29 protein-coding genes are annotated in these 22106 nt (G+C 39.9%); 13 read left to right on the plus strand and 16 right to left on the minus strand.

Translation table 11 applies throughout. From position 1 onward, the window contains the following. Position 1: 1 nt before the first annotated feature. The 8 genes from ACZ45G_RS13185 to ACZ45G_RS13220 all read left to right on the plus strand — a co-directional run bounded on the left by ACZ45G_RS13185 (position 2) and on the right by ACZ45G_RS13220 (position 7019). Positions 2 to 1042, plus strand: a complete 1041-nt coding sequence (locus tag ACZ45G_RS13185) for a TRAP transporter substrate-binding protein (protein ID WP_464178813.1) — start codon at positions 2 to 4, stop codon at positions 1040 to 1042. A gap of 37 nt (positions 1043 to 1079) precedes the next feature. Next, positions 1080 to 1562, plus strand: a complete 483-nt coding sequence (locus ACZ45G_RS13190) for a TRAP transporter small permease (protein WP_464178815.1) — start codon at positions 1080 to 1082, stop codon at positions 1560 to 1562. Between the two features lie 77 nt (positions 1563 to 1639). Next, on the plus strand, positions 1640 to 2881 hold the full coding sequence (locus ACZ45G_RS13195) for a TRAP transporter large permease (protein ID WP_464179949.1): 1242 nt from the start codon (positions 1640 to 1642) through the stop codon (positions 2879 to 2881). Positions 2882 to 3570: 689 nt separating this feature from the next. Next, positions 3571 to 3924, plus strand: coding sequence for a hypothetical protein (locus ACZ45G_RS13200; RefSeq protein ID WP_464178817.1), 354 nt, complete (start codon positions 3571 to 3573; stop codon positions 3922 to 3924). Between the two features lie 154 nt (positions 3925 to 4078). Beyond that, positions 4079 to 4837: a hypothetical protein gene (locus tag ACZ45G_RS13205; RefSeq protein WP_464178819.1), complete on the plus strand. Its 759-nt coding sequence runs from the start codon at positions 4079 to 4081 to the stop codon at positions 4835 to 4837. Between the two features lie 137 nt (positions 4838 to 4974). Continuing rightward, a complete protein-coding gene (locus tag ACZ45G_RS13210; RefSeq protein ID WP_464178820.1) occupies positions 4975 to 5310 on the plus strand; it encodes a hypothetical protein in 336 nt (111 codons plus the stop codon). A 119-nt stretch (positions 5311 to 5429) separates the two neighbouring features. Further along, the gene (locus ACZ45G_RS13215) at positions 5430 to 6173 is read left to right on the plus strand and encodes a hypothetical protein (protein WP_464178822.1); all 744 of its coding nucleotides are present in this window, start codon (positions 5430 to 5432) and stop codon (positions 6171 to 6173) included. Between the two features lie 663 nt (positions 6174 to 6836). Then, complete coding sequence (locus ACZ45G_RS13220) at positions 6837 to 7019, plus strand: hypothetical protein (RefSeq protein ID WP_464178824.1); 183 nt, start codon at positions 6837 to 6839, stop codon at positions 7017 to 7019. 220 nt (positions 7020 to 7239) lie between these two features. Here ACZ45G_RS13220 and ACZ45G_RS13225 read toward each other — a convergent pair whose 3' ends face one another. The 8 genes from ACZ45G_RS13225 to ACZ45G_RS13260 all read right to left on the minus strand — a co-directional run bounded on the left by ACZ45G_RS13225 (position 7240) and on the right by ACZ45G_RS13260 (position 10641). After that, positions 7240 to 7440, minus strand: a complete 201-nt coding sequence (locus ACZ45G_RS13225) for a hypothetical protein (RefSeq protein WP_464178826.1) — start codon at positions 7438 to 7440, stop codon at positions 7240 to 7242. Positions 7441 to 7494: 54 nt separating this feature from the next. Then, entirely contained in the window at positions 7495 to 7671 is a 177-nt protein-coding gene (locus ACZ45G_RS13230) for a hypothetical protein (RefSeq protein ID WP_464178828.1), read from the minus strand. Between the two features lie 25 nt (positions 7672 to 7696). Further along, positions 7697 to 7993 (minus strand): nucleotide triphosphate diphosphatase NUDT15, encoded by a 297-nt coding sequence (locus tag ACZ45G_RS13235; protein WP_464178830.1) that lies wholly within the window; start codon positions 7991 to 7993, stop codon positions 7697 to 7699. Then, a complete protein-coding gene (locus tag ACZ45G_RS13240) occupies positions 7984 to 8115 on the minus strand; it encodes a hypothetical protein (protein WP_464178832.1) in 132 nt (43 codons plus the stop codon). The genes ACZ45G_RS13235 and ACZ45G_RS13240 overlap by 10 nt, the downstream gene beginning before the upstream one ends. Beyond that, positions 8116 to 8523, minus strand: coding sequence for a threonyl-tRNA synthetase editing domain-containing protein (locus ACZ45G_RS13245; RefSeq protein ID WP_464178834.1), 408 nt, complete (start codon positions 8521 to 8523; stop codon positions 8116 to 8118). Positions 8524 to 8573: 50 nt separating this feature from the next. After that, positions 8574 to 8933, minus strand: a complete 360-nt coding sequence (locus tag ACZ45G_RS13250) for a hypothetical protein (protein ID WP_464178836.1) — start codon at positions 8931 to 8933, stop codon at positions 8574 to 8576. A gap of 1016 nt (positions 8934 to 9949) precedes the next feature. Continuing rightward, complete coding sequence (locus tag ACZ45G_RS13255; RefSeq protein ID WP_464178838.1) at positions 9950 to 10204, minus strand: hypothetical protein; 255 nt, start codon at positions 10202 to 10204, stop codon at positions 9950 to 9952. Then, a complete protein-coding gene (locus ACZ45G_RS13260; RefSeq protein WP_464178840.1) occupies positions 10201 to 10641 on the minus strand; it encodes a hypothetical protein in 441 nt (146 codons plus the stop codon). Before ACZ45G_RS13260 ends, ACZ45G_RS13255 begins: the two co-directional genes overlap by 4 nt. Positions 10642 to 11779: 1138 nt before the next feature. Between ACZ45G_RS13260 and ACZ45G_RS13265 the strand changes: the two genes are divergently transcribed. The 5 genes from ACZ45G_RS13265 to ACZ45G_RS13285 all read left to right on the plus strand — a co-directional run bounded on the left by ACZ45G_RS13265 (position 11780) and on the right by ACZ45G_RS13285 (position 16894). Continuing rightward, a complete protein-coding gene (locus tag ACZ45G_RS13265; protein ID WP_464178842.1) occupies positions 11780 to 12211 on the plus strand; it encodes a very short patch repair endonuclease in 432 nt (143 codons plus the stop codon). A 16-nt stretch (positions 12212 to 12227) separates the two neighbouring features. Next, complete coding sequence (locus ACZ45G_RS13270; protein ID WP_464178844.1) at positions 12228 to 13391, plus strand: DNA cytosine methyltransferase; 1164 nt, start codon at positions 12228 to 12230, stop codon at positions 13389 to 13391. Next, positions 13375 to 14175 carry a hypothetical protein gene (locus tag ACZ45G_RS13275; protein ID WP_464178846.1) on the plus strand — a complete coding sequence of 267 codons (801 nt, stop codon included), beginning with the start codon at positions 13375 to 13377 and terminating at the stop codon, positions 14173 to 14175. Before ACZ45G_RS13270 ends, ACZ45G_RS13275 begins: the two co-directional genes overlap by 17 nt. 613 nt (positions 14176 to 14788) lie before the next feature. Further along, the gene (locus ACZ45G_RS13280) at positions 14789 to 15874 is read left to right on the plus strand and encodes a site-specific integrase (protein WP_464178848.1); all 1086 of its coding nucleotides are present in this window, start codon (positions 14789 to 14791) and stop codon (positions 15872 to 15874) included. 744 nt (positions 15875 to 16618) lie between these two features. Then, the gene (locus tag ACZ45G_RS13285) at positions 16619 to 16894 is read left to right on the plus strand and encodes a hypothetical protein (protein WP_464180075.1); all 276 of its coding nucleotides are present in this window, start codon (positions 16619 to 16621) and stop codon (positions 16892 to 16894) included. On the opposite strand, the gene ACZ45G_RS13290 is transcribed toward ACZ45G_RS13285, so the two are convergent. From ACZ45G_RS13290 to ACZ45G_RS13325, 8 genes are all read right to left on the minus strand, one after another. Continuing rightward, the gene (locus tag ACZ45G_RS13290; RefSeq protein ID WP_464178850.1) at positions 16866 to 17042 is read right to left on the minus strand and encodes a YfgJ family double zinc ribbon protein; all 177 of its coding nucleotides are present in this window, start codon (positions 17040 to 17042) and stop codon (positions 16866 to 16868) included. The two genes, ACZ45G_RS13285 and ACZ45G_RS13290, sit on opposite strands and share 29 nt — an antisense overlap. Beyond that, complete coding sequence (locus ACZ45G_RS13295) at positions 17039 to 17335, minus strand: hypothetical protein (protein ID WP_464178852.1); 297 nt, start codon at positions 17333 to 17335, stop codon at positions 17039 to 17041. The genes ACZ45G_RS13290 and ACZ45G_RS13295 overlap by 4 nt, the downstream gene beginning before the upstream one ends. Next, a complete protein-coding gene (locus ACZ45G_RS13300) occupies positions 17325 to 18497 on the minus strand; it encodes an NIF family HAD-type phosphatase (protein WP_464179951.1) in 1173 nt (390 codons plus the stop codon). Before ACZ45G_RS13300 ends, ACZ45G_RS13295 begins: the two co-directional genes overlap by 11 nt. A gap of 78 nt (positions 18498 to 18575) precedes the next feature. After that, positions 18576 to 18770: a hypothetical protein gene (locus ACZ45G_RS13305; protein ID WP_464178854.1), complete on the minus strand. Its 195-nt coding sequence runs from the start codon at positions 18768 to 18770 to the stop codon at positions 18576 to 18578. Between the two features lie 29 nt (positions 18771 to 18799). Next, positions 18800 to 19372 carry a hypothetical protein gene (locus tag ACZ45G_RS13310; protein ID WP_464178856.1) on the minus strand — a complete coding sequence of 191 codons (573 nt, stop codon included), beginning with the start codon at positions 19370 to 19372 and terminating at the stop codon, positions 18800 to 18802. Positions 19373 to 19629: 257 nt separating this feature from the next. Then, positions 19630 to 20235, minus strand: a complete 606-nt coding sequence (locus tag ACZ45G_RS13315) for a recombinase family protein (RefSeq protein WP_464178858.1) — start codon at positions 20233 to 20235, stop codon at positions 19630 to 19632. A 586-nt stretch (positions 20236 to 20821) separates the two neighbouring features. After that, entirely contained in the window at positions 20822 to 21217 is a 396-nt protein-coding gene (locus tag ACZ45G_RS13320; RefSeq protein ID WP_464178860.1) for a hypothetical protein, read from the minus strand. Continuing rightward, a complete protein-coding gene (locus ACZ45G_RS13325) occupies positions 21218 to 21505 on the minus strand; it encodes a hypothetical protein (RefSeq protein WP_464178862.1) in 288 nt (95 codons plus the stop codon). It lies immediately after the preceding gene. Positions 21506 to 22106: the final 601 nt, after the last annotated feature.

The following is a 22106-nucleotide window of genomic DNA, read 5'->3' on the forward strand; positions in this document are numbered from 1 at the left end:
AATGCAAAGAAAATTTACGACAATTATCACCATGTTTATCTTTTTTCTGGTCTCAGGCTTCACCTTATTACTCCCCGGAACAGTCATGGCGGGCAAAGCAAAAAAAATTGTAATGTCAACAGCGACACCTATGTATCCAGCATTTGCTGAGCAAATCGGAATTAACCTTTATATAAACTCTATTATTGGCCTTACCCAAACCCATCCTGAGTTAAAGGATAAATATGAATTTAAAATCTATGATAAGGGAATGCTATACGGCAACCAAAGCGAGGCACTGGAAGCCGTCTCTAACGGTGCTATCCAGATGACATACTCCGGCCCACATTTTCTTGAGTCATTAGACCCTGCATGGAAACTTGGAGAAACTCCAGGAGTTTTTGAAAACTGGGACCATTATTTACGAACAATGGACACTCCTGCATGGAAAGCTCTTCATCAAAAAATGGCAGAAAAAAAAGGTGTGACGATTATCAAATGGCTCTTTGATACAGGTACTTGGTATATGTTTACAAAAACAGGTCCCATCAATTCTTTAGCAGATATTAAAGGACAAAAAATTCGTTTTGCAGGTGGAGAAGCTTTTGCCAAGGCGTTAAAAAGCCTTAATACTACGCCCATCGCACTTCCATATACTGAAGTTGTGACAGCCCTCCAGACTAATATGATTGAGGGACTTCTGACAGATTTTACAGGTGGTGTCGGGTATTTTGAACTTCCAAGGCATACAAAATATGCAGTTGTCGTTCCCTTTGGTAATCAACCCATATGCATGGTTGCAAATACGAAATGGTGGAACTCTTTGCCTGAAAAAGTTCGTGGCGCTTTGAATACCCCTTTTGACCAAATTGATGCATCCAGATTTTATTCAAAGTTTGAGCAGACTTCCTTGAAAGAATGGGATGACAATCCAAATCTTACAGCCGTTAAATTTGATAATGCTGAAGTTGCACTATGGCAGAAGACTATGAGGACTTCCTTTGAAGATATGTTTGAAAAGATTGATCCTGAACTAATCAAAGCAATAGATTCAGCAAGATAATCTCGGAACTTATTTTAAATAATAAGGATGGTGAGCCATGAATAAAGGAGGCCATGAACGAAAAGTTTACAGGACACTTGAGATCTTTTGCGGATTACTGCTTTTTATTGCAGTGGGCATTAGTCTCGGAGAAATTGTGGGCCGTGTCGTTTTTCATACTACCTATGATTTTATAATTGATCTGCCGGTATGGATAACAGTATGGGCGATGCTTCTCATTGGTGGCCCCCTTATTGCCGAAAACGGACATGTTTCTATTGATTTTATGGCAAACAAGCTTCATGGAAGGGCAAGGCTCTTACTCGACCTTTTCAACATTACGGCTACCGCTATATATAGTTTCGCTGTGACTATCGGCGGTTTTGCCCTGGTCCGAATGCTTTATCTAAGAGAAGCTGTTTTCCCCAAATATATTCCCATACCTAAGTGGATCGTAGAACTATGCATACCACTGGGTATGGGAATCTTTACAATTATTAGTATAATTGAATTTTTTAAAATAATTAAAAAATATAAATAACACTAAAAAAAGAATAATATCCCTTGGAGGCAGAATTGGATTATTTTGTTTATATTGGAATGGCTTTGATGGTCCTGATGTTTTTGAGCGGAACTCCCCTTGCAATTGCCTTTGCGTTTGGTTCCAGTATAATTGCTCTTTTTTCCATGGGAATGTCTCTTGAAGCACTTGCACAGATATTTTTTTCATCCATAAATTCATATCCACTTTTAGCCTGTCCTTTTTTTATACTTGCAGGAAACTTGATACTTAGAAGTGGAGGGATGGTTCCCTTAAGTGACTTTGTCAAAGCTACTTTTGGCACTTTACCGGGTGGCCTTGCTGTTGCCGGGATAATTTTTGCGGCATTCTTGGGATCTATATCCGGTTCTGCAGCAGCCTGTCTGGCTATCATCGGTACTGTCATGGTTCCTATTTTTGTGGAAGCCGGATATGATAGACCTTTTGCAGCCGGTCTTGCCGTTACCTCTGCCGAACTTGGGCTTCTTATTCCACCAAGTCTTTTTTTTATTATTTTTGGTGCCTTAAACAGGATCTCCATTGTTGATCTTTTTATGGGGGGAGTCGGTATGGGACTTCTCACAGCTTTTTTTATGTGTATTGTGGCAGTAATTATCTGTAAAAAAAGAAAATATGCAACCATGCCAAAGGCTTCCTGGAAAGTCAAAAAACAAACGTTCATAAAAGTGCTTCCTTTGATTTTTATGCCTGTCATAGTGCTCGGTGGAATTTATGGTGGTTTTTTCAGCCCGACTCAGGCTGCATCGGTTGCAACCCTTTATTCGTTATTAATCGGTTTGTTTGTATATGGCGGACTCAATTTTAAAGGTATCATAGATGCAGCCATCGATACTGCTAAAATAAGTTCAATGATCTATTTTCTTATTATCGGTTCTGATCTTATGGGACGGATGTTTGCCTATGTCGAGCTTCCCCAGATGATTACCGGATATGTCGCTGCAATGGATTTAGGTCCCCTCGGATTTTTGCTTATGGTCAATGCTGTGTTGCTTGTTATGGGGTTTTTCTTTTCAAGCCTTCCCATGGTCATAATTGTGCTTCCCCTTTTTATCCCAAGTGTTATAAGTTTGGGTATTGATCCGGTATTTTATGGTGTTTTAGCCGTAACAAACTCCTTAATTGGAGAAATAACGCCTCCAATGGGCCCTCAATTATGGATAGCAGCTCCTGTCTGCAAGGAGAAAATGGGAGCGATAGCCAGAGAAGCATGGCCATTCCTCGGAGCATGGGTGGCTGCCATGATGACGGCCACCTTTTTTCCAGATATTGTCATGTATCTTGTGCGTGTGTTCCGATAATACGATTCATTTTTTATACATAAACTTTATTTTAAATCTCCTGCTTATTGGATAACCGATATGTCTTGAAACATTTCAGGCGACTCTGTCTATCAGTCTTTGATTGAGGAGGCACCTAATCCCAAAGATGCAAAGAATACCTTTTTGCTGGAGTCTGAATTGGAGTGCATAACTTCCTCAGGGAAGCCCACAACCTTCGCTTGGCTGGCATACATTGTAAATATATCGTCGGGTTTACCGATTATCTGGAATCCGAATGTTCGGTTGAAGCCCTATCTAAGAAGGGTTTGAAAGACAAATTTCCATTCTTTTCACTGGTTTCTTCAGTGTCATCATATTTAAAAATCCATACGCCTATCCCCGGCACTGATGGAAGCCATAAAATAATAGGAGAAGTCCGGGAGAACGGCTGTCTGTATACCCACAACGCTTTTGTCTATCATGAAAAATCACAGCATCCCACTATGTATATTGGCAACAATTGGAAACGGGTAATTGTTGGCCGAATATCAGGACGGGGCATGATTTCAGCAGATTAGGGGCCCGGTTTTGGTTTTGTCTATATTTTAGCAAACTACTGATTTTATTAGGTAAATCATTGACACAGCATATAAAAAAATAGTACAATATACGTAATGAATGAGGGATTAACCTTCAAAAGAAAATAACAAGAAAAAAGGAAATTTAACATGAGCTTTAAAGCATGGATCGTAAAACCAAAATCGGCAAAAGATGCAAAAATTATTCAAAAGTATATTTCTGCCATGGAAGGGGTTGCTTTTTATAGTGGTGCTGTAAAATTCACAGCCAAAAATTTCAATAAAAAAGCCGGTGATACCTGCCTGTTGCTCACGGTAGATCGGGCAGATATCCTTGAGAGTGTCCAGGTTGAATGTGGTTACTCTGATTTTGCCGGCACAGCGAATCGGATTGAAGAATTTGAAAGCGAATCTGTTGAGCAAGATGGCGTATATACGGCCAAATTGAATCACTGTGAATATCTGGCCGATGATCTTGATTGTGTATGTGAATCCTTCAAATAACAAGAAACCCCCTGGGGTTAGGATAATCCGGCCCCCAATTTAAAAAAGGTGTTCCCCGACCTTCTCACAACCGGATCAAATAAAACATATGCAGGACCCCAAAATGGCATGGGCCAGGCGGGTTTGAACAACTTAAAACACCAGGGAGAACACCATGGATAAAAGAATCACAACTATCAAAGATTACAGCAGCAAAGAAGGAATCGAAATCATGGGCCAGGAAGAAATCAAGGCCATCGTTAACAAATATTTGGAAGACGGGAACACCTTTTCCGAGTTGATCAAGAAAAAAGGGCTCTGGACCTGGGGTGGCAATACCGATAATCTAAAGGTTATTATTGAGATTGATACCAGGGATGGTGAAATCGGTACCCGGGTTGATACTCCCGGCAATTCTGAGATGGATGGAAATTTTTACATTGATCTTTCTGAATTTCTCTTGCTTGACAAAGAAGAAACCATTGAAAGATATCTGGACGACGGGGACGACATGGAAACAAAGGCCCTGACTATCGAACAAATGACTGAGCTTATCTTTGAGAGTGCAGAAGACACCCTGGAATTTATTGAATGTGAGAGCCTGGAAGCTGACCTTGAAGGCTTCTATGCCGTGCAATATGATGATGTGCATAATTACAACGACATGGACCGGGAAGCGTGGATCTCAAAGGTTTGTAAAGAGGACTATGACAAGCTCCTGGGTGACGTTATCGATTGTGTGCTCGGATACTATGAAGAGCAAGTCGAAAATGTTGAAGATTGGGAAAATGCTGTGAAAAAATTCTATGAAGCGGCGAACCAGCCAGATTGGGACGAAGAACAAGCCGCCCAGTGGGATAGAGAGCCTCTTGCCGAATGCGAAGACGAGTATGTCTACGAAGAGGATCATGACCTGTCAAATCATACCGACTAATCCTCAATATATGGAGATCCGGGACCAGTTCCCGGATTTCCAAAAACCAAAGAACAACTTGAGCCGATTTTATGGCCCTGGGACGACAGGGCCGGAAATCGGCCTGGATAATCAATAAAAATAATTGGAAAAAGACAATGACAACAAAAAAAGAAATAGAAGAACTGGAAAAAAAGGTGGACGACGCACTGGCGAAAGAAGATAAATTTGTTTCATGGGAACCTCAACAGAGCACCTATACCCCTTGGGAAGTTTGCCAATGGATGGATGGCCATCATCTTTCACAGCAAACCAAATCCAGGCATCAGACGCTCCAGCATGTCATTGATTTTTACGATCTATTCCCTGAAAATATGACCCTTGACGAGGAATGCGATTGGGCGGCTGAGCAGGAATGTGAGGCCAGGGATAAAGCGTTCTTGGAGATGGAAGCTGAGATGGAAGCTGAAATGGAAGCCAACGAAGACGAATAAGTATCCAATATTAAACAGGTGTTCCCCGACCTTAAACGGGGGCCAAATAAACCATATGATAGACCCCAAATGGCATGGGCCATGCGGGTTTGGACAACTTAAATATTAGGAGAACGACGATGGCATTTACAGCATTTACAAAAATCGAAAAAAACGAAACAGAAATTGAAGTTGATGGAAAAACAATTCATATTTTCATCAATGAAATTGAAAGCAATATTGAAATGGACCAAACACCAGAATTCAAAGATCCCAAAGAAGATCCTTCTGATCCCGGATATGAAATACTCACTGCCGATATCACAATAGACGGCAAGACCGTTACATACCGTGAATTTGTAGAAGATGGCGTTTTGCTTACAGATGGTGCCGAGACAGACCAAGACCCCGATTTTGACGAACTGATCGAGGATATTGATTGCCTATATGATATCGAGATGGCCATCAACCGATGCCTTGACTGCCAATACATCGTAAAACTCTATACCGACAATCAAATCAAGGATAATTTGTTGTACGGTGACCTCATGGTTGAACTAAACGACCTCTATTTTGAGCATCATTGCCCCCAGGAATTCGATGATGATGAGGAACGAAGGACAACCACCGGAAACGAAAAAGAATCTTTTTGGGCACTCTCTGATGATGTGTCTGTTCTCCCTGATGAAGATGATCTCTATAGAGCGAAAGCAGGCGGAGAATGGCTGGATGAAGTAAATAAGGGTTTGAAGATAAAAGGCAATGGCGGCATAGAGAGCGTCTATACGTCCGATGAATGGGACAAATTCGTCATGGAAGCCGAAGAAAGACTTGCGGATTTCCATAATGAAGCTTATGAAAAACTTTTAAGAATTCTTCCTTAACAATTCCCTGGAGATCCGGAACCAACCTTCCGGGTCTCCAACCAAAAAATAACTTGAGCCGATTTTATGGCCCTGGGACGACAGGGCCGGAAATCGGCCTGGATAATCAATAAATTATATGGAGATCAACATATGAAAACGCATCAGGAAATCGGAAACATCATAAAAGCTTTACACCGCCAATTCCCGGACATGGATTTCTTGTTAATGGCAAAAAATTCACGGGATACCGAAACGAAAGGTAATCTGTCCGTGGGAAAACAGACAGCATTACCGACAAAACTGCCCTCACTTGGCTTGAAGCTACAATCAAAATCATCAAAAAACAATAATGGTCCCCATACAAAATCCTGGGTTTTCAATTTTCTTTCTGAAAACCCAAGGTTTTGATTCTCAAAAATTTTTCATAAGGAAAACGGAAAGCCCACCACCATCCCCCTGTCGGTGGGGACCTTAACAAAGAATTTTCTGGAATACAAAAAAAGGGACAAACAGAAGACTCTGACAATCAAAGAGGTAGCAGCAAGGCTCTGAGTGGGAATCACAACCGTCCATCATCATCTGAGGCGTGGCAAGCTCCCTGGGTCAGTTAAGACCGGGAAGTCCTGGGAGATCCCAGAGTCAGCTATAGAATATTTCCTGGACCCTCCACCAAAAGACTATATGTCAATCAAAGAAGTGGCCGATAAAACAGGTCTTGCCGGCCCCACTATTCATATGCATCTCCGGAAAAATCGGTTTTCGGGAGCCAAAAAGGTTTTGAATGGCTGGCAGATTCCGCTTGCTGATATAGATGCCTTCCAGGACATGGAATTAAAGGTTGGCCGCATCAAACTGACGCATTAAAATTTAAATATACAAAACAGGAGCCCCCTAATAATCACATCAAACTTAAAACCCTTTTTAGCCAGTTCCATCATGGTCGCTGCCGGTACAACAAAGGGTATGAGCCAGCTCTCAAAACTCCATAAAAGAATGATTATTCAGAGAGGAAGATGAATTTACAGGATTCGTTTGCCCTGACGATGTGAACGATAAATTCAGTAAACACCTTAGATTCTTGAGATTAATACCAATCTAAAAATGCTCTTATCCTTTTGTTAGACCAAGCCTTTGCTTTGGAGTATAAATATTCTTTAACAACATAATGAGCTATGTCTGCATTGTACACAGGAGGATGCTCTTTTGAATCTTCTGCATTGTCATAAATCCAGTCCCATCCTTCATCTGTTTGAAACCAAAGCGCAAATTTTTCATGTTCTTTCAAGTCTTCAATATATCCCAAGATAAAAGCATATATCGCTTCGTCATAAGCACCCCCTCAATTATATAGCCCAGATTGGAATTGGGCACAAATGTCATCCCAACTGTTATTAAAGTCCCAGGCATCCCCAGAAAGGGTCTCCTTAATACCTTGAAGTCCGAAAATAGTCTTTCTTGATATCTGTTCAGCAATTTCATTTGCAAATTTACTCAATACGTAATGTTCTGATTTCATTATTTTCCCTTAATTAACCGGATAATCAATTCGTACCTTCAGTTCTAAACCCTTGATCCAATAAATTCTTCAAAGACAGAAACAAAGGTTCTGGAAACTTATTCCAATTAAACCAATCCCATTTTTCACATTTATCCGGTTCTTTTAATTGGAGTTTCCCGGAATCATATTCAGAGAGAACAAACAAAGTCACGTAATGCTTTTTTTCTTTTTCAAAAATATCGTTTGTAAAAGTAGCCCGATGAAGATTTTTAATTGAAAGAACTGTTTCTTCAAAGACTTCTCTTTTTGCACAATCTTCAATAGATTCGTTTAATTCCAAATGTCCACCTCTCCAGGAAAGGCCCAAGCCCCTGCCCCATGAGAGTTCAAGCGCTTTCCTAATAACACTTTTTTATTTTTAATAACAATTGCGGCAACACCTACTGCTGGTCTATTTTGCATTTAAAATTCCTTGAATATTCTTGCCAAAGGATGGCCAGGGGCTTCAATGACCAAATCATTATAATAGCCATATGCTGTCAGAGATACGTCGTACTCTGCTTTCAAAAGTCGTCCCTGAACTCTATCTAAGAGCTGCTTTGCCTGATCTGGATCAGCTTTTTCTTCCCCAAGGTGGGTGAATGAATGAAGTAAGATTTTGGTGACATTCCATTTCCTGGCAAGCCACTTGGCATTTTTTACAAGTTTGGTTTCTGATGAACTGCCCTTCTCAACATCTTTTGGTTCAACATGCACAAAGGCAACGACAACGTTATCTTGCACATCCGGTTCTGATTCCGGAACTTGCTCAAGGGTTTTAATTGTTGGAGTCCATGCAAATTTATCACAATACCAAAACAGCACTCTCATAAGATCACCATAATATTATTTTCAAAAAACAATCCCATTGGATTAAATCATTATATATTTAAAGATGCCACTTTAATATGTGTTTTCCCATAAACTTCTTCAATTTGGGCATCAATTATTTGAACATCCACATCGGGATATAATTTGATCTTTTGTTTGATCAGCAATTTAAAATCATCTTCAACGCCCTGATAATTTTTTTTATTCTGACCAGGATTTATTTTTCGATAACTTTTCATATAAAATTTAATCAGGCGAGGCCGATCTTTTTTATCAAGACATGCAGTATTCCATGTACTGATTGCTGCGTGAAGATATTGTTGCATTTCTTGAATATCATCACCTAAAGAAATATAATCGCCTGCAAAGTCCCCCACCATCTCAGAAATTTTTTTCTTTCTGGATTCCACCTAATCCTCCAACTCAATCTAATTTTTCGTTCAAAACATCAGGCATGACAAGATCATTCTCATCAGAATCAATCAACGCTTGGCAATGTAGGCAGGTCATATTCAGCCTCTTCACATTTCCCTTCATCAAAAGTTTCTGGCAATGAGGACAATAAAATTTCATCTTTGAATCACTCTGAATTGGTTCTATACTGCTTGGGATCAAATCAATTATCCTTGGTTTATTTCATTTTTAAAAAACAACACGGATATATACCGGTCTGATATTATCAAATCAATGTAAATTGTCGAACAGCGTTAAATATTGACCCCTATCTACGTCCAACCTTACCCTAAATTTAAATTTTCTATGGTGTTCCAACGAACTTAATCAGGAAGTCCTGGATTTAAGCCTCTGACGGACACCATTAAAGTAAAACAGATAATTAGCCCAATAAAAAAGCCTAAATCTTTTATGATTCCGAGTCCTTGAGTGGTAGAGATGAGAGGATTTGAACCTCTCATCACCGACCTATCTATCTGAAAATATTTAACTATTTTTTGATGTGCACCACACCCGCACCACTGAATCTTTGATGGTTAATGCAAAATGAGAAAATAATTGGGGGTCCCAGCCAAGGGTGGTTATGTTGTCCTGGTTGATCCAAAGCGAATCAAGAGTCTGTTAAAGACTCATGGGTTATAAGCTCAATCATTTGTTCGATCACCGGCAAGAGGCTTACCTATCCAGGACTATGAATACAAGTCCCTGCCCAACTGAGTATCTGTTGCCATGGGCACTGGCAAAAGAAGTCAACTCCTTTGGATCAAAGGCTTGTAGCGACTGTAGATAGACACATTCCGGGATTTTCGTTTACTAAACAATTTAACTGAATTTAGAGAACAAGCCAGAGTCTTCATATTTCCCTCACTATTACATAAAGTTCTATCAATAGTGGTTGCCGAACAGCTAACAAGGCAGAAAGTCGCCATACATATAGCGTTTCACTTAAATAAAAATATTATTTTACTATTGTCTATAGACCGATTTTAAGATTACTTTTGCAAATTGGACATACAGGCTCCTTCCATGGGCAATTTTGGTTTGTGCATGAAACGGGTACCGCCGGAGGAACAGGAGAAGCGCCTTCTATTGTCATATTGAGGTATTTAAGGGTTAAGTCCATACTGCCAACAATGTAATTCCTAATATTACTATTTATTTCGAAATCGTTTTCGACTTCCTCTTTAACCATGAGAATTTGCCTACTAATCTCATGAAAATTTTTCATTGTTTGCCTCCTTTTCTAATTTCTAATAAATCGATATTCTCCCAAGTTGGTTTTTTATCCCAATTAAAATCAGAAGTTTTAATTTTATCCCCAAAATCAGCTATAAGTTCAGGTAGTTTCGATCCATTCATTATTTTGAAATCAAGTTCTTCGTTCATGTATAAATAGGCAACAAGTTCATACCAGTTCCCAACATTTTTAATCAGATTTCTATAGACATTTAGCTCGCCAGCATTTTCATCAAGTACTGGAGGGTTTTTCAATAAGCTTTCTACATTTCCTATTTCATTGAATTTATGAAAATAATCATTGATGATGTTGATACTTAAATCAACTTTCTTACGATGTTGCATATAAATAATATTTGCAACTACTGAAACTATAGTTCCAATCAATCCGCCACATATAGATGAAATTATAAGTTCTTCAATTGTCATTTTATATCCTCCTGACAAAGAAGGGATTTTATAAAAGGGAAGCGAGGTCGAGGTGCAACCAGAACATTGAAATCATCATGAATTTTGAAATTAAAAGGTAGGTATCATAGTTAATATTTATTTTTAAAAAAAACAAGACCAATTATAATTCAAACCCTAATTTGTATTATAATTGAAAAATTTCTCACCTGCAATAGCTCGATTTTTCCAGCCCTCTTCTCCTCTTCCAAAAAATGTAATTTGACCCTTCAATAGTGAGAAGAATTAATATCAAATTTGAATGTTTTAGTTCATAAAGTATAGCATGATATGCACGATATTATTCAGTAACTCCAGGGTGAATATTAATGGTATCAATAATGATGAGGAAAAATAGAAAATGGGCCATGACTTCCAAAAGAAAGACTCAGAGCTCGGAATTGGATGGCAGTGTCAATTATAACGTGTAGTCCTGTTTTTTTTTGGGGGGGGGGAGGAGGAAATATTCACTTAGCATTCAACGTTGATAGAACGAAGCAGTCAGAGGTAATGATTTTTATGTTAGGCACGAGCAGACTTGAACTGCTGACTTCTACCGTGTCGATCTGATTACGGCTTGTTTCAACTGTTTATATGAATTCCAATTAACGCTTTTTGGCCTTTATTAACAAGACTTTCACCGTTTGTTGCTTCGTAGTAGTTTTTATTGGTTTTCACTGTTTTTTATTAGAGTGGTCACAATTTGGTCACAAATTTTAATAGGGCGGTCCTTATTATTATTCTTTAAGACAACAACACAAGCCTTCTATTTAAGCTAAAAAAAACAACCCCGTCGACCTCCCAAGCCGGTAACTATGGCCAGTAGATTTTTACCGGTATCAATTCAAGGATTATTATCGTTTGATGAACCTGGCGCTGGTTCATTGTTGAGAGGGACTGTGAACGCTTCGGCCCTCCTGGGTAAGGCTTAGTCAACCGCCCAGGTAGTGTAGCTTTTTTGATTATTCGATTCTTAAGTGGTTGGGATGAGGGGATTAGTATTTCAATCGGATACGGTTTGTTTCGGGTAGGTACGTTAATATTTAGTTTGATTTACAATTGGTTATCTGGTTATAAATACAATTATCGGTAAATTGGTGGATAGGATTATTTAAAAACGATGGATGTATTTTCCAAAGAAAAACGATCTGCTATAATGTCACGTGTGAGGAATAAGGGTAATGCCTCAACGGAGATGCGATTCGAGGCTCTCTTACAAAAAGTGGAAATAACGGAGTGGGAAAAGCATTTCGATATAATTGGAAAACCGGACTTCGTTTTTGAAAAATTGAAAATTGCGGTTTTTATAGACGGTGCGTTTTGGCACGGACATGAAAATTCGAAATTACCTGAGAACAATCGGCCTTTTTGGGAAAAAAAAATAAATTCCAATAAACGAAGGGATCGAAATGTTACAAAAGAATTGCGAAAAAAAGGCTGGTCGGTTATAAGAATTTGGGATTTTGAATTAAAGAAAAAAAATGAAAAGAATGTCATAAGGCGTATAAGACGTATGATAGCTATCAGGACTAAAAGTGAAAAACATGAATAAAGCTCCTTGGAAAACAGTGGATTTATTTTCGGGGGCTGGGGGCATGAGCTATGGGTTCCATGCCCATGGAAATTTTGATTTGTTGGCGGCGTTTGATTTGGAAAAAGGAAAACCGAGTTCCGGAGCTGGGAAGCTTGAATGCAATTCAACGTACCATGCTAACATGGGAATAAAACCTTTTAATGTGGACCTTGGCACGATAACCGTCAAAGAATTTAAAGAAATGGTGAACGATACAGTGGATGTTTTCATAGCCTGTTCTCCATGCACAGGTTTTTCCAGAACTAATTCCGAAAATCATCTTAAAGACGATCCTCGCAATTCTTTGGTCACAAAGTCCGCTTTATTGGCAATGGCTGTAAAACCCTCCGTAATTGTAATGGAAAACGCAAGAGAATTGCTCAACGGTAAGTTTAAGCATCATTTTGATGGGTTCTCGGATATTTTACGTAAGAATGATTATGAAATTCATGGTTCCGTTCATTTTTTAAATAAATTCGGGTTACCCCAAATAAGAGAACGAGCGCTAATTATTGCGGTTAAAAAACCATTAAGAATCAAAACAATCGAAGATCTATGGGAAGGCCGCACCGTTAATCAGGATGCAACCACGGTTCGAAACGCTTTTTCTATTATCGATTATAAAAATGACAAAGCAAATGTAGCTCCCACCTTTAAAACAGATGCGGTCAAAGCAAGAATTCGGGCCATTCCAAAGAGCGGAGGGTCCTGGATCGATTTGACCAAACAAAAAAAGACCCGTCATCTTCTTACTGACGGTATGGAAAAGCTTTTTAAGGCCGGGAAGATCGGCTCTTTCCCCGACACTTACGGCAGAATGTCATGGGATAAACCTGCGCCCACCATTAAAAGAGAATGCAGTCATGTCGGAAATGGTCGTTACGCACATCCGGAAAAGGACCGTTTGTGCACGATAAGAGAAATGGGCGTATTGCAGGGATTTCCCGTCACCTATAAATTTTCTGGAAATTCAATGTCCAATAAATACAGACACATTGGGGATGCGGTTCCTCCTCTTGTTTCTTATCAGTTGGCACATCTTGTAGACTGGATATTGTCCGGGCGAAAACCCGCCGTTGAGAATCTAATTTTAAAAAATACCAGCTTAAAAACTTCTGATATTGAAGGTGTTTCCTACAAATATGAACAAGCTGTTTGATCAAATTGAAAAACTCAATAAATTTCAAAAGAAAAGAGTCTCCGAATTCTTAAGTATAATTGACACTCCTCTTGACGATCTTGTAGGGCAAATCGAAGAGCTGAATAAGTTTCAACAAAATAGGGTTTCGGAATTTGTAGGAGCTTTAAAAAAGCCTTATAAGGAATGGTTAAATAAAGGGTCCTCATATATCGATGAACTGTTTGCCGAGGAGTTCAGGTCCAGGATCTTAACTCAGCACGCTTTCCAAGACACCCCTTTATTTCAGGATACCTTTGACTCTGCCTTTATCGCTGCTTTAAATGCAAGTGGGAAAAACTGTAAATCGGCACCCGCCGGTGAAAGATTCTGGGATCTGATTGTTGACGACTTTAGAATAAGTCTGAAATCGACAAAAGCAAAAAGCCTCAATCTAAAAAAATTGAAAATCAGCAAATTAACGGAGGCGGCATGGATTCAGGACTGCCGTACAGCTTCCATGAGGGAAAAGCGGACCAAAGATTTATTTGCAGAATACATTGATGTTGTCGACACAATTTTTCAATTGAGATATTTTGCGAAAAAGGCTTATTATGAGTTAGTTGAAATTCCCGTGGAATTGTTTGCCCCGATTTTGGAGGTGCCGAGAGAGTCCTTTGATTCGGACGGCCCGACCATCAACATCCCCGTGGGCATGGATCCACCTATTTTAAAACTTAAAATAGATCGATCTGATGCGAAAATAACTATCAACAGTATTTTGAAAAGTCATTGTATCGTCCACGGAACATGGACATTGATATAATGATTCAACAGCTAATGAATTTTTTGAAAATATGACAGATCAAACCAAAAATCTTATCGGGTTTACTGGCTAAAGTCAGGACCAAAAGATTCTCCCCAAAACCCCAGAACGTATACCTGAATATCAAAAAAATCATTCTTAGCCAAACAAAAAGGCCCCAGGTCAATCGGCCTTCAATGTTTTTCAAAATTTACATTCGAAAACCGTAATCATCGTCCAGGTCATTTTCCTGATCATCATGGGTATCATCCTCTACCATGTTGTAGAAATTGACTTTTGCTGGCTATCCCCCCTGTTTTTTCAACCCTTTTATATTTCCAGAGTGCCGACACAAATCCGCTTCTCGATCAGGATATCAATCAACATATTTTTCCCCATCCCATTAAAAAAATATCAAATGAGATGCAAAAATAAATATTATCAGGACACCATATAATCTATATTATTTGGACACTGTAGTGTCCTGATAATATGGTGAGGGGTTTGACACCTCCTATAAAATGAAGTATGATATTTTATAAGAGGTATCAAATCAACGCAGGTGCTTGCACCGGAGTTGAACTGAGCCAGTTTCGGTGCACCATAATACTTTTAAGCATCTCAAGGAAAGTTCATGACTGACAAAAAAATATCCCCTGAGGAAGCCAGGAAAATTGCAAAGGACATCATTAAACCAGTTAAGAAAAACAAAGCTGAGACCTTGCAAGATTACCATAAAAAATATGATCGCATTAAAAATTATGGGTTGCCGTTCCATGACTTTGTTAATTTGAAAAACTACAAAAAGGCTTCCTATTATGCATATAAAGCAGCGTATCAAATTGGTCTTGCCTCAGACATTCTAAGATACTTAAGCCAGTTAGATATCGCCCGAGAAGAAGATAAACGAGTTGCCAGGCAGTTACGTGATCAGATCAGCGATTATGCTAATCAATTAATAAATTTGAAGAGCGATTATACCCGGCAACATATCCACGAAGAGATTGACAGTGAGTACCAGGGCAAACGGACCCGTGCTGTGGGCCACAGGAAAAACATTATTGGCCTGCCTACGGACTGGCGAAAAAATGTGTTGGATGAATTATTACGTACAAAGAATTCGCATTATTCAGCTTCCATTGTTGCAATGTTGACCGGATGCCGGCCTCATGAATTATTGAATGGCATAAAAGTGAAAATTGATCTCCCAGGGAGAATCACATTTGTGATTCAGGGGGCAAAGGTTACTGAACGTACAGGTCAACCCGAAAGGATTCTGGTTATTGATACTTCGTGTTCCTCATATGCCATTGGGATTGAAGAGTGCTTCCAGACAGAAGGAATTAATGAGGATATTATCAAAATTAAAAGCAAAGATAGTTTCCAAAAAGCTGTTACCAGGGCCGCAAAGAGAGTTGGATTTAAAAAAGTCACCCCCTATTCATTTCGAAATCAATTTTCTGCTGATCTTAAAGCCGATGGTTGGGATCGGGTGTCAATTGCCCTGGCTTTAGGGCATATCAATGACAGAACTCAGCAGGTTTATGGGGCTGTCAATCAAGGGAAAGGGAAGACTGGATTGCTTGAGGTTTCAGCAACAAGACCAGTCAAAGAAATTTCTGGATCTGCTGCAACGATTGAGGAAAGAAGCGGGAACATTATTGATTCAGCAACCGGAGACCTTGTTCCAATAACACCAGATGATTTAAGGCCGAAATGATGAAGGTGCCTTGAGAGCACCTATCATTTTCTATTTATTAATCCTGTAGGCACCTTGGGAGCACCTTGGAGGTGCCTTGGAGTATACTCGGAGGTGCCTTGAAAGCACCTACAGTAATCTGTTTTAAAAAAATAAAAGAAACAGCAATCTCGCTCTCCTTACTGGCAGTAAGCAGGAAAAAGACAACACCTATTCTATATGGTGTATGATAACCGATTAGGGTTTCCTTGGGTAAATTAAAAGACCCGGGGGGAGGGGGAACAAACCTTCCTTGTCCACCCATACATAATCCCGGGCAACCAATATCCTTTTTTGATTTGCAAATATTTGTTTTTAATATGCCCCTTTCTATTTTAAAAACCGGATCTCCAGTCTCAAGGCCCCTCCGATCCGGTTTTTAGTAAAGGGGCATGTTACACAGATGGGTTATTGGTCTTCTAAAAAGAAAACTTTTTGCTGAGCATGAACAGAATCTCTTGGTTTTTCAAAGAAATCTCTGTAATCGGTTCATTCCCTCCCCAGGGATTACAACCAGGCGGGGATCATTATATGGATGGCCGGTGGCCACCAGGTGATTATTCCGGCTTAAAGCCGTCTCTTCCGAGGGACCCTACCTGGGAGGCCAGGGTTTAAAACCCTGAACAATTGGATAAGGTTGGGTTTCCGACTAACAACTCTTCCGGCATCCCGAACAATCCTCCTGGATGCCAAACCACAATCCTTTTAGAAATCCGGAGATCCTATGTGGATTTCAACAAAGAATTGGAGATCACAGAGAAAGGGAAAATTAGCCAACAAAACAGGGTGGGGATTAGGGATGGGCTCACGCCCGGCGTTTTTGTGTGTCGCAGCTCAAAAGGGATTCTTCTTCTGTTCGCTCAATCGGCTCAGTGCTTGTGGCTGGGGTTCCGCTGCGCTGCACGGCAGGGCAAGGGTATTGGCAATGATTGGGATTATTCGGGTGTGATGCCAAGGATTAAGCAGATCGGTCTTACGGCTCTAAATTTCTCTTTGCGATAATCTCGTCACAATCAGGGCATTGTAAATAATCCACAGACTTGCACCGTATTTTGACTCGGATTTCCCTTTTAAACGGTGGTCCCGCCTCAAGATTACGCAGATCAGCTTGGCAATGAGGGCAAACAAAGGGCTCTTTATACTTTTTCATAACTTTTTCTCAACCTTTCCTTTCAGATCTACTGTCAGACATCGCATTGTGCCTGGCTGATATCTTTTCTTTTCGACCACTTTTCTAAGTTTGCCGGCATATTGCTCGGAAGCTCGAAGACATGCATACGGATCAGCACCAACTTTATTAAACTCTTCGTAATCGCTTAGCCAGGCACAATCACCTTCACCGATAGGGCGGCTTCGGGCTGTTTTTGCCAAGAATTCCCAAAATAGATTTTGTTCTTCAAGAGGCAGATCCGAAAACCTGACATAATCTTTTTTATTTTTCATCAAAGCATCTTTGTCTCCAGGGCAATGGTGCCCAAATTTCTTGGATCATCGATTTAGGATTTTGCCTTCTCCAGTCTTCTTCTGATATCCGCTTTTTTGGCAAATCAATTGGGGTGGCGGTTTCCAACCATTTGTCCAAAGCTTCTCCGGCTGGCTTATGAGCTTGCAACGTAAAACTTTTAAAATGCTCAGTGCCATCGTCCGGACAAAACCCATAGCACCCAGGGATGTCAGGAAATTGGATATCAATTCCGTCCGGTTCCCGGGTAAAAACAACATTAAAAGGTTCCCAAGAATTGATAATTTGAATTCCATTATAAATCTTTTCTTTGAGATTAATGTCAGACACAGGATAAGCAATTAACTCCATTTTACCCCAATAATACCTTTCAAACTCCCCTTGCGCCCGGTCCATAATACCACGTCCAAAAGGCTTTTCAACCCGTTTTTTGTTCACCACATCATCAATTTCCAGGGCAATCTTGATAGTGCTCTTGGCACCTGCTTTGTCCAGGGCCACATCCCCAAATAGCCATGCCCGTCTTATGCCCGAGCCTGGATTGTCAACATAGGGCTTGAGATAAGCCAAGACCGCTTCCTTTTTGATTGTGTCGTGCATAATCATTTCCAAAATGCCAAGGACTCGGGGCAGCTCACGATCATGATAGTTGTAAATAGCCTCATATGGGCCTACCAAAATATGTTGAAAAAGTTGCTCATAATGCACGTAGCCAAAATGATCATCAATCAGCAATGCTTCAAAGGGCTCAATGCCAGGGATGTATGATAAATTCTTCTTGCCCGTTCGAGGCCATTCAACATATTCGATTCCTGCAAACCATTCAGGAGCCTTCTTTTTTTTGACTAAACCCTTTGCCACGATTCGAAAAACTTCTTCACGGACAGCGGTGAAAATCACAATCCGTTCGAATAAATCTTTCACAGCTTCAAGAAAATCGAAAAGATGGGGCCTGGGCCAATAGTCATGAGTATCAAGATCAACGCTTGTAGTAAGAGTGCGCTCCAAATCCAAAACCAATACTTTGATCTTGCCATAATGCCTTCGTGCCTGTTCCTGTGATAAAAGAACCGACTGGTTCCTGCGACAATACTTATAATACTCTCTTTTTAACAAGAGTTTGCGTTCAAGAGGAATTTCCATTTTCAACCTTTTTTCCAATATAAGTCAAGAAACTTGTAGGCTATAATTATTTTCTCAAGCCTCCACCAAACAAGACTATCAGTGATTGATTGGAGATTCAAAATCGTCTTTATGATGAGTAGCTAAAACGGGCAGACTCACTAACTTTTGAGCTGCTGAAGGCAGAGATTCAAAGACCCGTAACTTTTCTTCGGGTGATGGTGATGGTCTAAGTTTGTCTGCCTTCAATTTTTGGATATAGTGCGGCATCATTTCTAATCTGGATTCTGCCATATTGTATTCCTCTGTCGTTTTTCATTCTTTTATTCCCAGGGCAGATAATCAATTTTCCGGTCATCGTCAGGCAGATCCATAGGCTTCCAATCGTCACCGGCTAAATCAAGGTCAGGCCGATCCCGGTCAATACAAGATTTCTCATCTACCATCTTTTGGACATGCCACCACCGCCTAAGAGCCGCTATCCGTCCGGCTTTTCTATCGATTTTTGTTATATAAGAAGACGTAAACTCTTCAAAGCACCCAAACCTTCTCTCCACCGGTCTGGTTTCGTATGCGGAAAAATAGAAAATAAAGGATTCAACAATTAGAATATCGGAGAATTCGTCTTTTAATTTCTTCAATTCAACGTCTGAAAGCCGCTCTCTATATAGCGTTACATAACGAATCTTGCCTTGATAAGTTTTTGTTCTCCAAAAATTATTTGTGGTTTTCATTTGAGATACTTCAATGATTTGATCTTCTGATCTGTTCGAATATGGAGGGTGTTTTAATCTCTCTGTTAATCGATTGCTGCCCAGGGCGATGCACAATCGTCTTAACTCGCTTGATTTTTTGATTCTTTGGGTGATGGCATGTGGGGACATATCAGTTTTCATTTGTCATCTCCTTTTTGCATATCTTCATTCACACCCTTATTCGTCAATCAAATCGCAGTTTAAATCAAACTCAATTTCTTCCCAAGATCGACCATCATCTAAATCGAGATTATCCAAAAAATCCACAAGATCTGCTATTTCTTTTTTCATAGAGCCCCTGTTTTCCTAATATAAGTCAACAAATTTGTTGACTAAAATTATTTTCTCAAGCCCCGCCAAGCAAGACTATAGAAGTTTACCAGAGAAGGAATAGCAGTTCAAGCATTAACGGCCACCGGCAGCTCAATTTGGAATTCAACAGGTTTTCCGTCTGGGACCGCCGTTTGAACAGCTCGGTAAATTGATGCACGGGACACGCCATATTCCCTGGCCAACTCAGAATGTGATTTTCCTGACTCGATCTTGGCCAACACTTCTAACTTTTGCTTCTCTGTGAAGGCAGGAGGGCGACCAAATCGCTTCTTTGAAGCGGCAATTCCTGCTGCTTGACGCTCAGCTCTCAGATTGGTTTCAAACTCAGCAAACACCCCAAGCATTTGCAAGAAGGCACGGCCAGTGGCAGTTGATGTATCAATTTTTTGGTCTAAAATTTCGAGGATTGCCTTCTTCTCATTTAATATGGCTGTAATCTTTGATAGATCTGAAATGCTACGGCAGAGTCTGTCAAGTTTACAGACGACTAATTTCTGTCCCGGTTCGATTACCCTAAGAATAAGATCTAAGCCATCTCGATTAGCCATCTTCGTTCCAGATTTTTTTTCCGATACATACGCACCATTAGGATAAACTTTTTTCAAGGCAACTTCTTGTGTATCCAGATTTTGTTCGATAGTTGATACTCCTGCATAAAGAAATTCTCTCATTTGTTTCAAAACTCCTTAGATGTTTTGCAAAACCCCTGCCCTAAAGTCTTATTTGGACATTTAGGACAGGGTGTTCCATAATTATACCTTTCGTCACACCACCAGTGGATTCTTAAACTTGATCATGGGTGGATGCTGTTTAACAAATATCCTTCCAAGGCATTCAAACCACGTATCCTTGATCTGCGACAACAGATTTTCTTGACGGTCATAATACGGTCTATTTGATAGGGCAGTTTTTTGAATTTCAAAGAAGATCCTTTGGAGGCCATATAGTAAAGCAGCCAAGAGTGTTCTGGAAGGAACAATGCTACCCTGCCCTGCTATTAAAAACCCCTAATGAGGTGTTCTGATTTATCTGAATTTAGAACCTGGAGGTCTTTGCTGGACAATCAATGCTATCACATCAGGGTCCGTTGTCTCCTGGCAACACATCAACTTATTGGGAGAATATGATTTTTCAGAAGAAAAATTGCAAGATTCGGTGGGAATTAGGAAGCCCAAAAATTTTGCTGCGACGCCCATCTGATTTTGGGAGTGCTGAAAATGGAAGATTTCCTTTGTTTTCAAACGGTTTCTTTAAATCCTATGAGACTTTACGTCCCTTTGTTGGAAAAGACCCTATATTGCAATGAAATGTTATGTTTTTATAGGGGACACTTAGCAAGTATAAATCAGAGTCAAGCTTGGCTATCTTTCTATCCCTTTGCCCCTTGATCTTTTGAGCCTTAGCTTGATAATGTGCAACTTTTTGGCGGAATAGTTTATTGTTGGGATTCAAGGTAAGTAACTGGCTGTATAAACCCAGGTTCTTTTCGGCTTCTGAACCCGGCAAACTCTTTACTTTTTCATAAAGAAAATCAGTTTTAATCTTTTTCTTCAATGAACTAACATCTTTATAATTCAATTTAGAAAAATCTTTAAAAAGTTGTATTTTTTCAAGCGCCTCTTTATATTTTTTCTCTCCATAAAGAGATACCACTCATTGGTATTGAGCCTCGATATCCTCGACAAAACCCTTTTCATCCAGTGTGAAATTGGCTTTATGTTCATCCTTCCCTTGCGGATTTTCCTGCGAACTTTCTGCAACAGGAATGTCTGTTTGAATTTTTGTGGCAGAATTATAAAGAATAAATCCAACAATCAATATAATCACCAGCCCAACTATTTTACCGAGATGATCGCTTTTTATTTCTTCAAGCTCTTCATGGTAAACAGGCTCTTCTTTTACAAGTTTCTCAGGGAGAGGCACATCTTTTTTTGCAGGCATTCCGCAATGAGGACAAGCTTCAGCTTCAGAACTTATTTGTTTCCCGCATCAATAATCTCCAATTCAAAATCCAAAAAAGCATTTTATATCACCTACCATTAATGCAAGCAGTTGAACATCATTCTTTGTAACCTCCTCAGGGAAGCCCACAACCTTTGCTTGGCTGACATACATTGCAAATATATTGACGGGTTTACCGATTATCTGAAATTCGAGTATTCGGTTGAAGCCTTATCTAAGAAGGGTTTGAAAGATTAACTTTCATTTTTTCACCGGTTGCTTCAGTATCATCATTATTGTGATCTGCTTCAGTTATCCCAAGGTGCTCAAAAACCTATTGTTTTAAACTGGATTCCTGGTGTCATGTACTCTATAGCCCGATGAGGCTTATGACTCCAAAACCAGGGCAACGATGGAAAAAGTTCTGGGGCTGTACAAAATACTGGTCTGAGGGTTGCAAAGGTAGTCGGCGTGCATAAAACAATTGCTATCCAAAAAATTGAACAGAATATTCTGACAACATCCGTGTCCAACATCATATGACATACCGAATTGCCGGGCGATGAAAACCATGCCAGGGTAATGAGATTATCGGAAATAA

The sequence above is a fragment of the Desulfoconvexum algidum genome, from assembly GCF_055382125.1.

Bases quoted from the DNA above. Each gene is read 5' to 3' on its own strand.
- ACZ45G_RS13325 (WP_464178862.1), bottom strand. From the start codon at position 21,505: ATGCCTGCAAAAAAAGATGTGCCTCTCCCTGAGAAACTTGTAAAAGAA.
- ACZ45G_RS13280 (WP_464178848.1), top strand. From the start codon at position 14,789: ATGACTGACAAAAAAATATCCCCTGAGGAAGCCAGGAAAATTGCAAAG.
- ACZ45G_RS13190 (WP_464178815.1), top strand. From the start codon at position 1,080: ATGAATAAAGGAGGCCATGAACGAAAAGTTTACAGGACACTTGAGATC.
- ACZ45G_RS13185 (WP_464178813.1), top strand. From the start codon at position 2: ATGCAAAGAAAATTTACGACAATTATCACCATGTTTATCTTTTTTCTG.
- ACZ45G_RS13205 (WP_464178819.1), top strand. From the start codon at position 4,079: ATGGATAAAAGAATCACAACTATCAAAGATTACAGCAGCAAAGAAGGA.
- ACZ45G_RS13265 (WP_464178842.1), top strand. From the start codon at position 11,780: ATGGATGTATTTTCCAAAGAAAAACGATCTGCTATAATGTCACGTGTG.
- ACZ45G_RS13310 (WP_464178856.1), bottom strand. From the start codon at position 19,372: ATGAAAACTGATATGTCCCCACATGCCATCACCCAAAGAATCAAAAAA.
- ACZ45G_RS13210 (WP_464178820.1), top strand. From the start codon at position 4,975: ATGACAACAAAAAAAGAAATAGAAGAACTGGAAAAAAAGGTGGACGAC.
- ACZ45G_RS13220 (WP_464178824.1), top strand. From the start codon at position 6,837: ATGTCAATCAAAGAAGTGGCCGATAAAACAGGTCTTGCCGGCCCCACT.
- ACZ45G_RS13300 (WP_464179951.1), bottom strand. From the start codon at position 18,497: ATGGAAATTCCTCTTGAACGCAAACTCTTGTTAAAAAGAGAGTATTAT.
- ACZ45G_RS13315 (WP_464178858.1), bottom strand. From the start codon at position 20,235: ATGAGAGAATTTCTTTATGCAGGAGTATCAACTATCGAACAAAATCTG.
- ACZ45G_RS13260 (WP_464178840.1), bottom strand. From the start codon at position 10,641: ATGACAATTGAAGAACTTATAATTTCATCTATATGTGGCGGATTGATT.
- ACZ45G_RS13275 (WP_464178846.1), top strand. From the start codon at position 13,375: ATGAACAAGCTGTTTGATCAAATTGAAAAACTCAATAAATTTCAAAAG.
- ACZ45G_RS13240 (WP_464178832.1), bottom strand. From the start codon at position 8,115: ATGCAAAATAGACCAGCAGTAGGTGTTGCCGCAATTGTTATTAAAAAT.
- ACZ45G_RS13245 (WP_464178834.1), bottom strand. From the start codon at position 8,523: ATGAGAGTGCTGTTTTGGTATTGTGATAAATTTGCATGGACTCCAACA.
- ACZ45G_RS13255 (WP_464178838.1), bottom strand. From the start codon at position 10,204: ATGAAAAATTTTCATGAGATTAGTAGGCAAATTCTCATGGTTAAAGAG.
- ACZ45G_RS13305 (WP_464178854.1), bottom strand. From the start codon at position 18,770: ATGGCAGAATCCAGATTAGAAATGATGCCGCACTATATCCAAAAATTG.
- ACZ45G_RS13295 (WP_464178852.1), bottom strand. From the start codon at position 17,335: ATGAAAAATAAAAAAGATTATGTCAGGTTTTCGGATCTGCCTCTTGAA.
- ACZ45G_RS13215 (WP_464178822.1), top strand. From the start codon at position 5,430: ATGGCATTTACAGCATTTACAAAAATCGAAAAAAACGAAACAGAAATT.
- ACZ45G_RS13195 (WP_464179949.1), top strand. From the start codon at position 1,640: ATGTTTTTGAGCGGAACTCCCCTTGCAATTGCCTTTGCGTTTGGTTCC.
- ACZ45G_RS13290 (WP_464178850.1), bottom strand. From the start codon at position 17,042: ATGAAAAAGTATAAAGAGCCCTTTGTTTGCCCTCATTGCCAAGCTGAT.
- ACZ45G_RS13200 (WP_464178817.1), top strand. From the start codon at position 3,571: ATGAGCTTTAAAGCATGGATCGTAAAACCAAAATCGGCAAAAGATGCA.
- ACZ45G_RS13230 (WP_464178828.1), bottom strand. From the start codon at position 7,671: ATGAAATCAGAACATTACGTATTGAGTAAATTTGCAAATGAAATTGCT.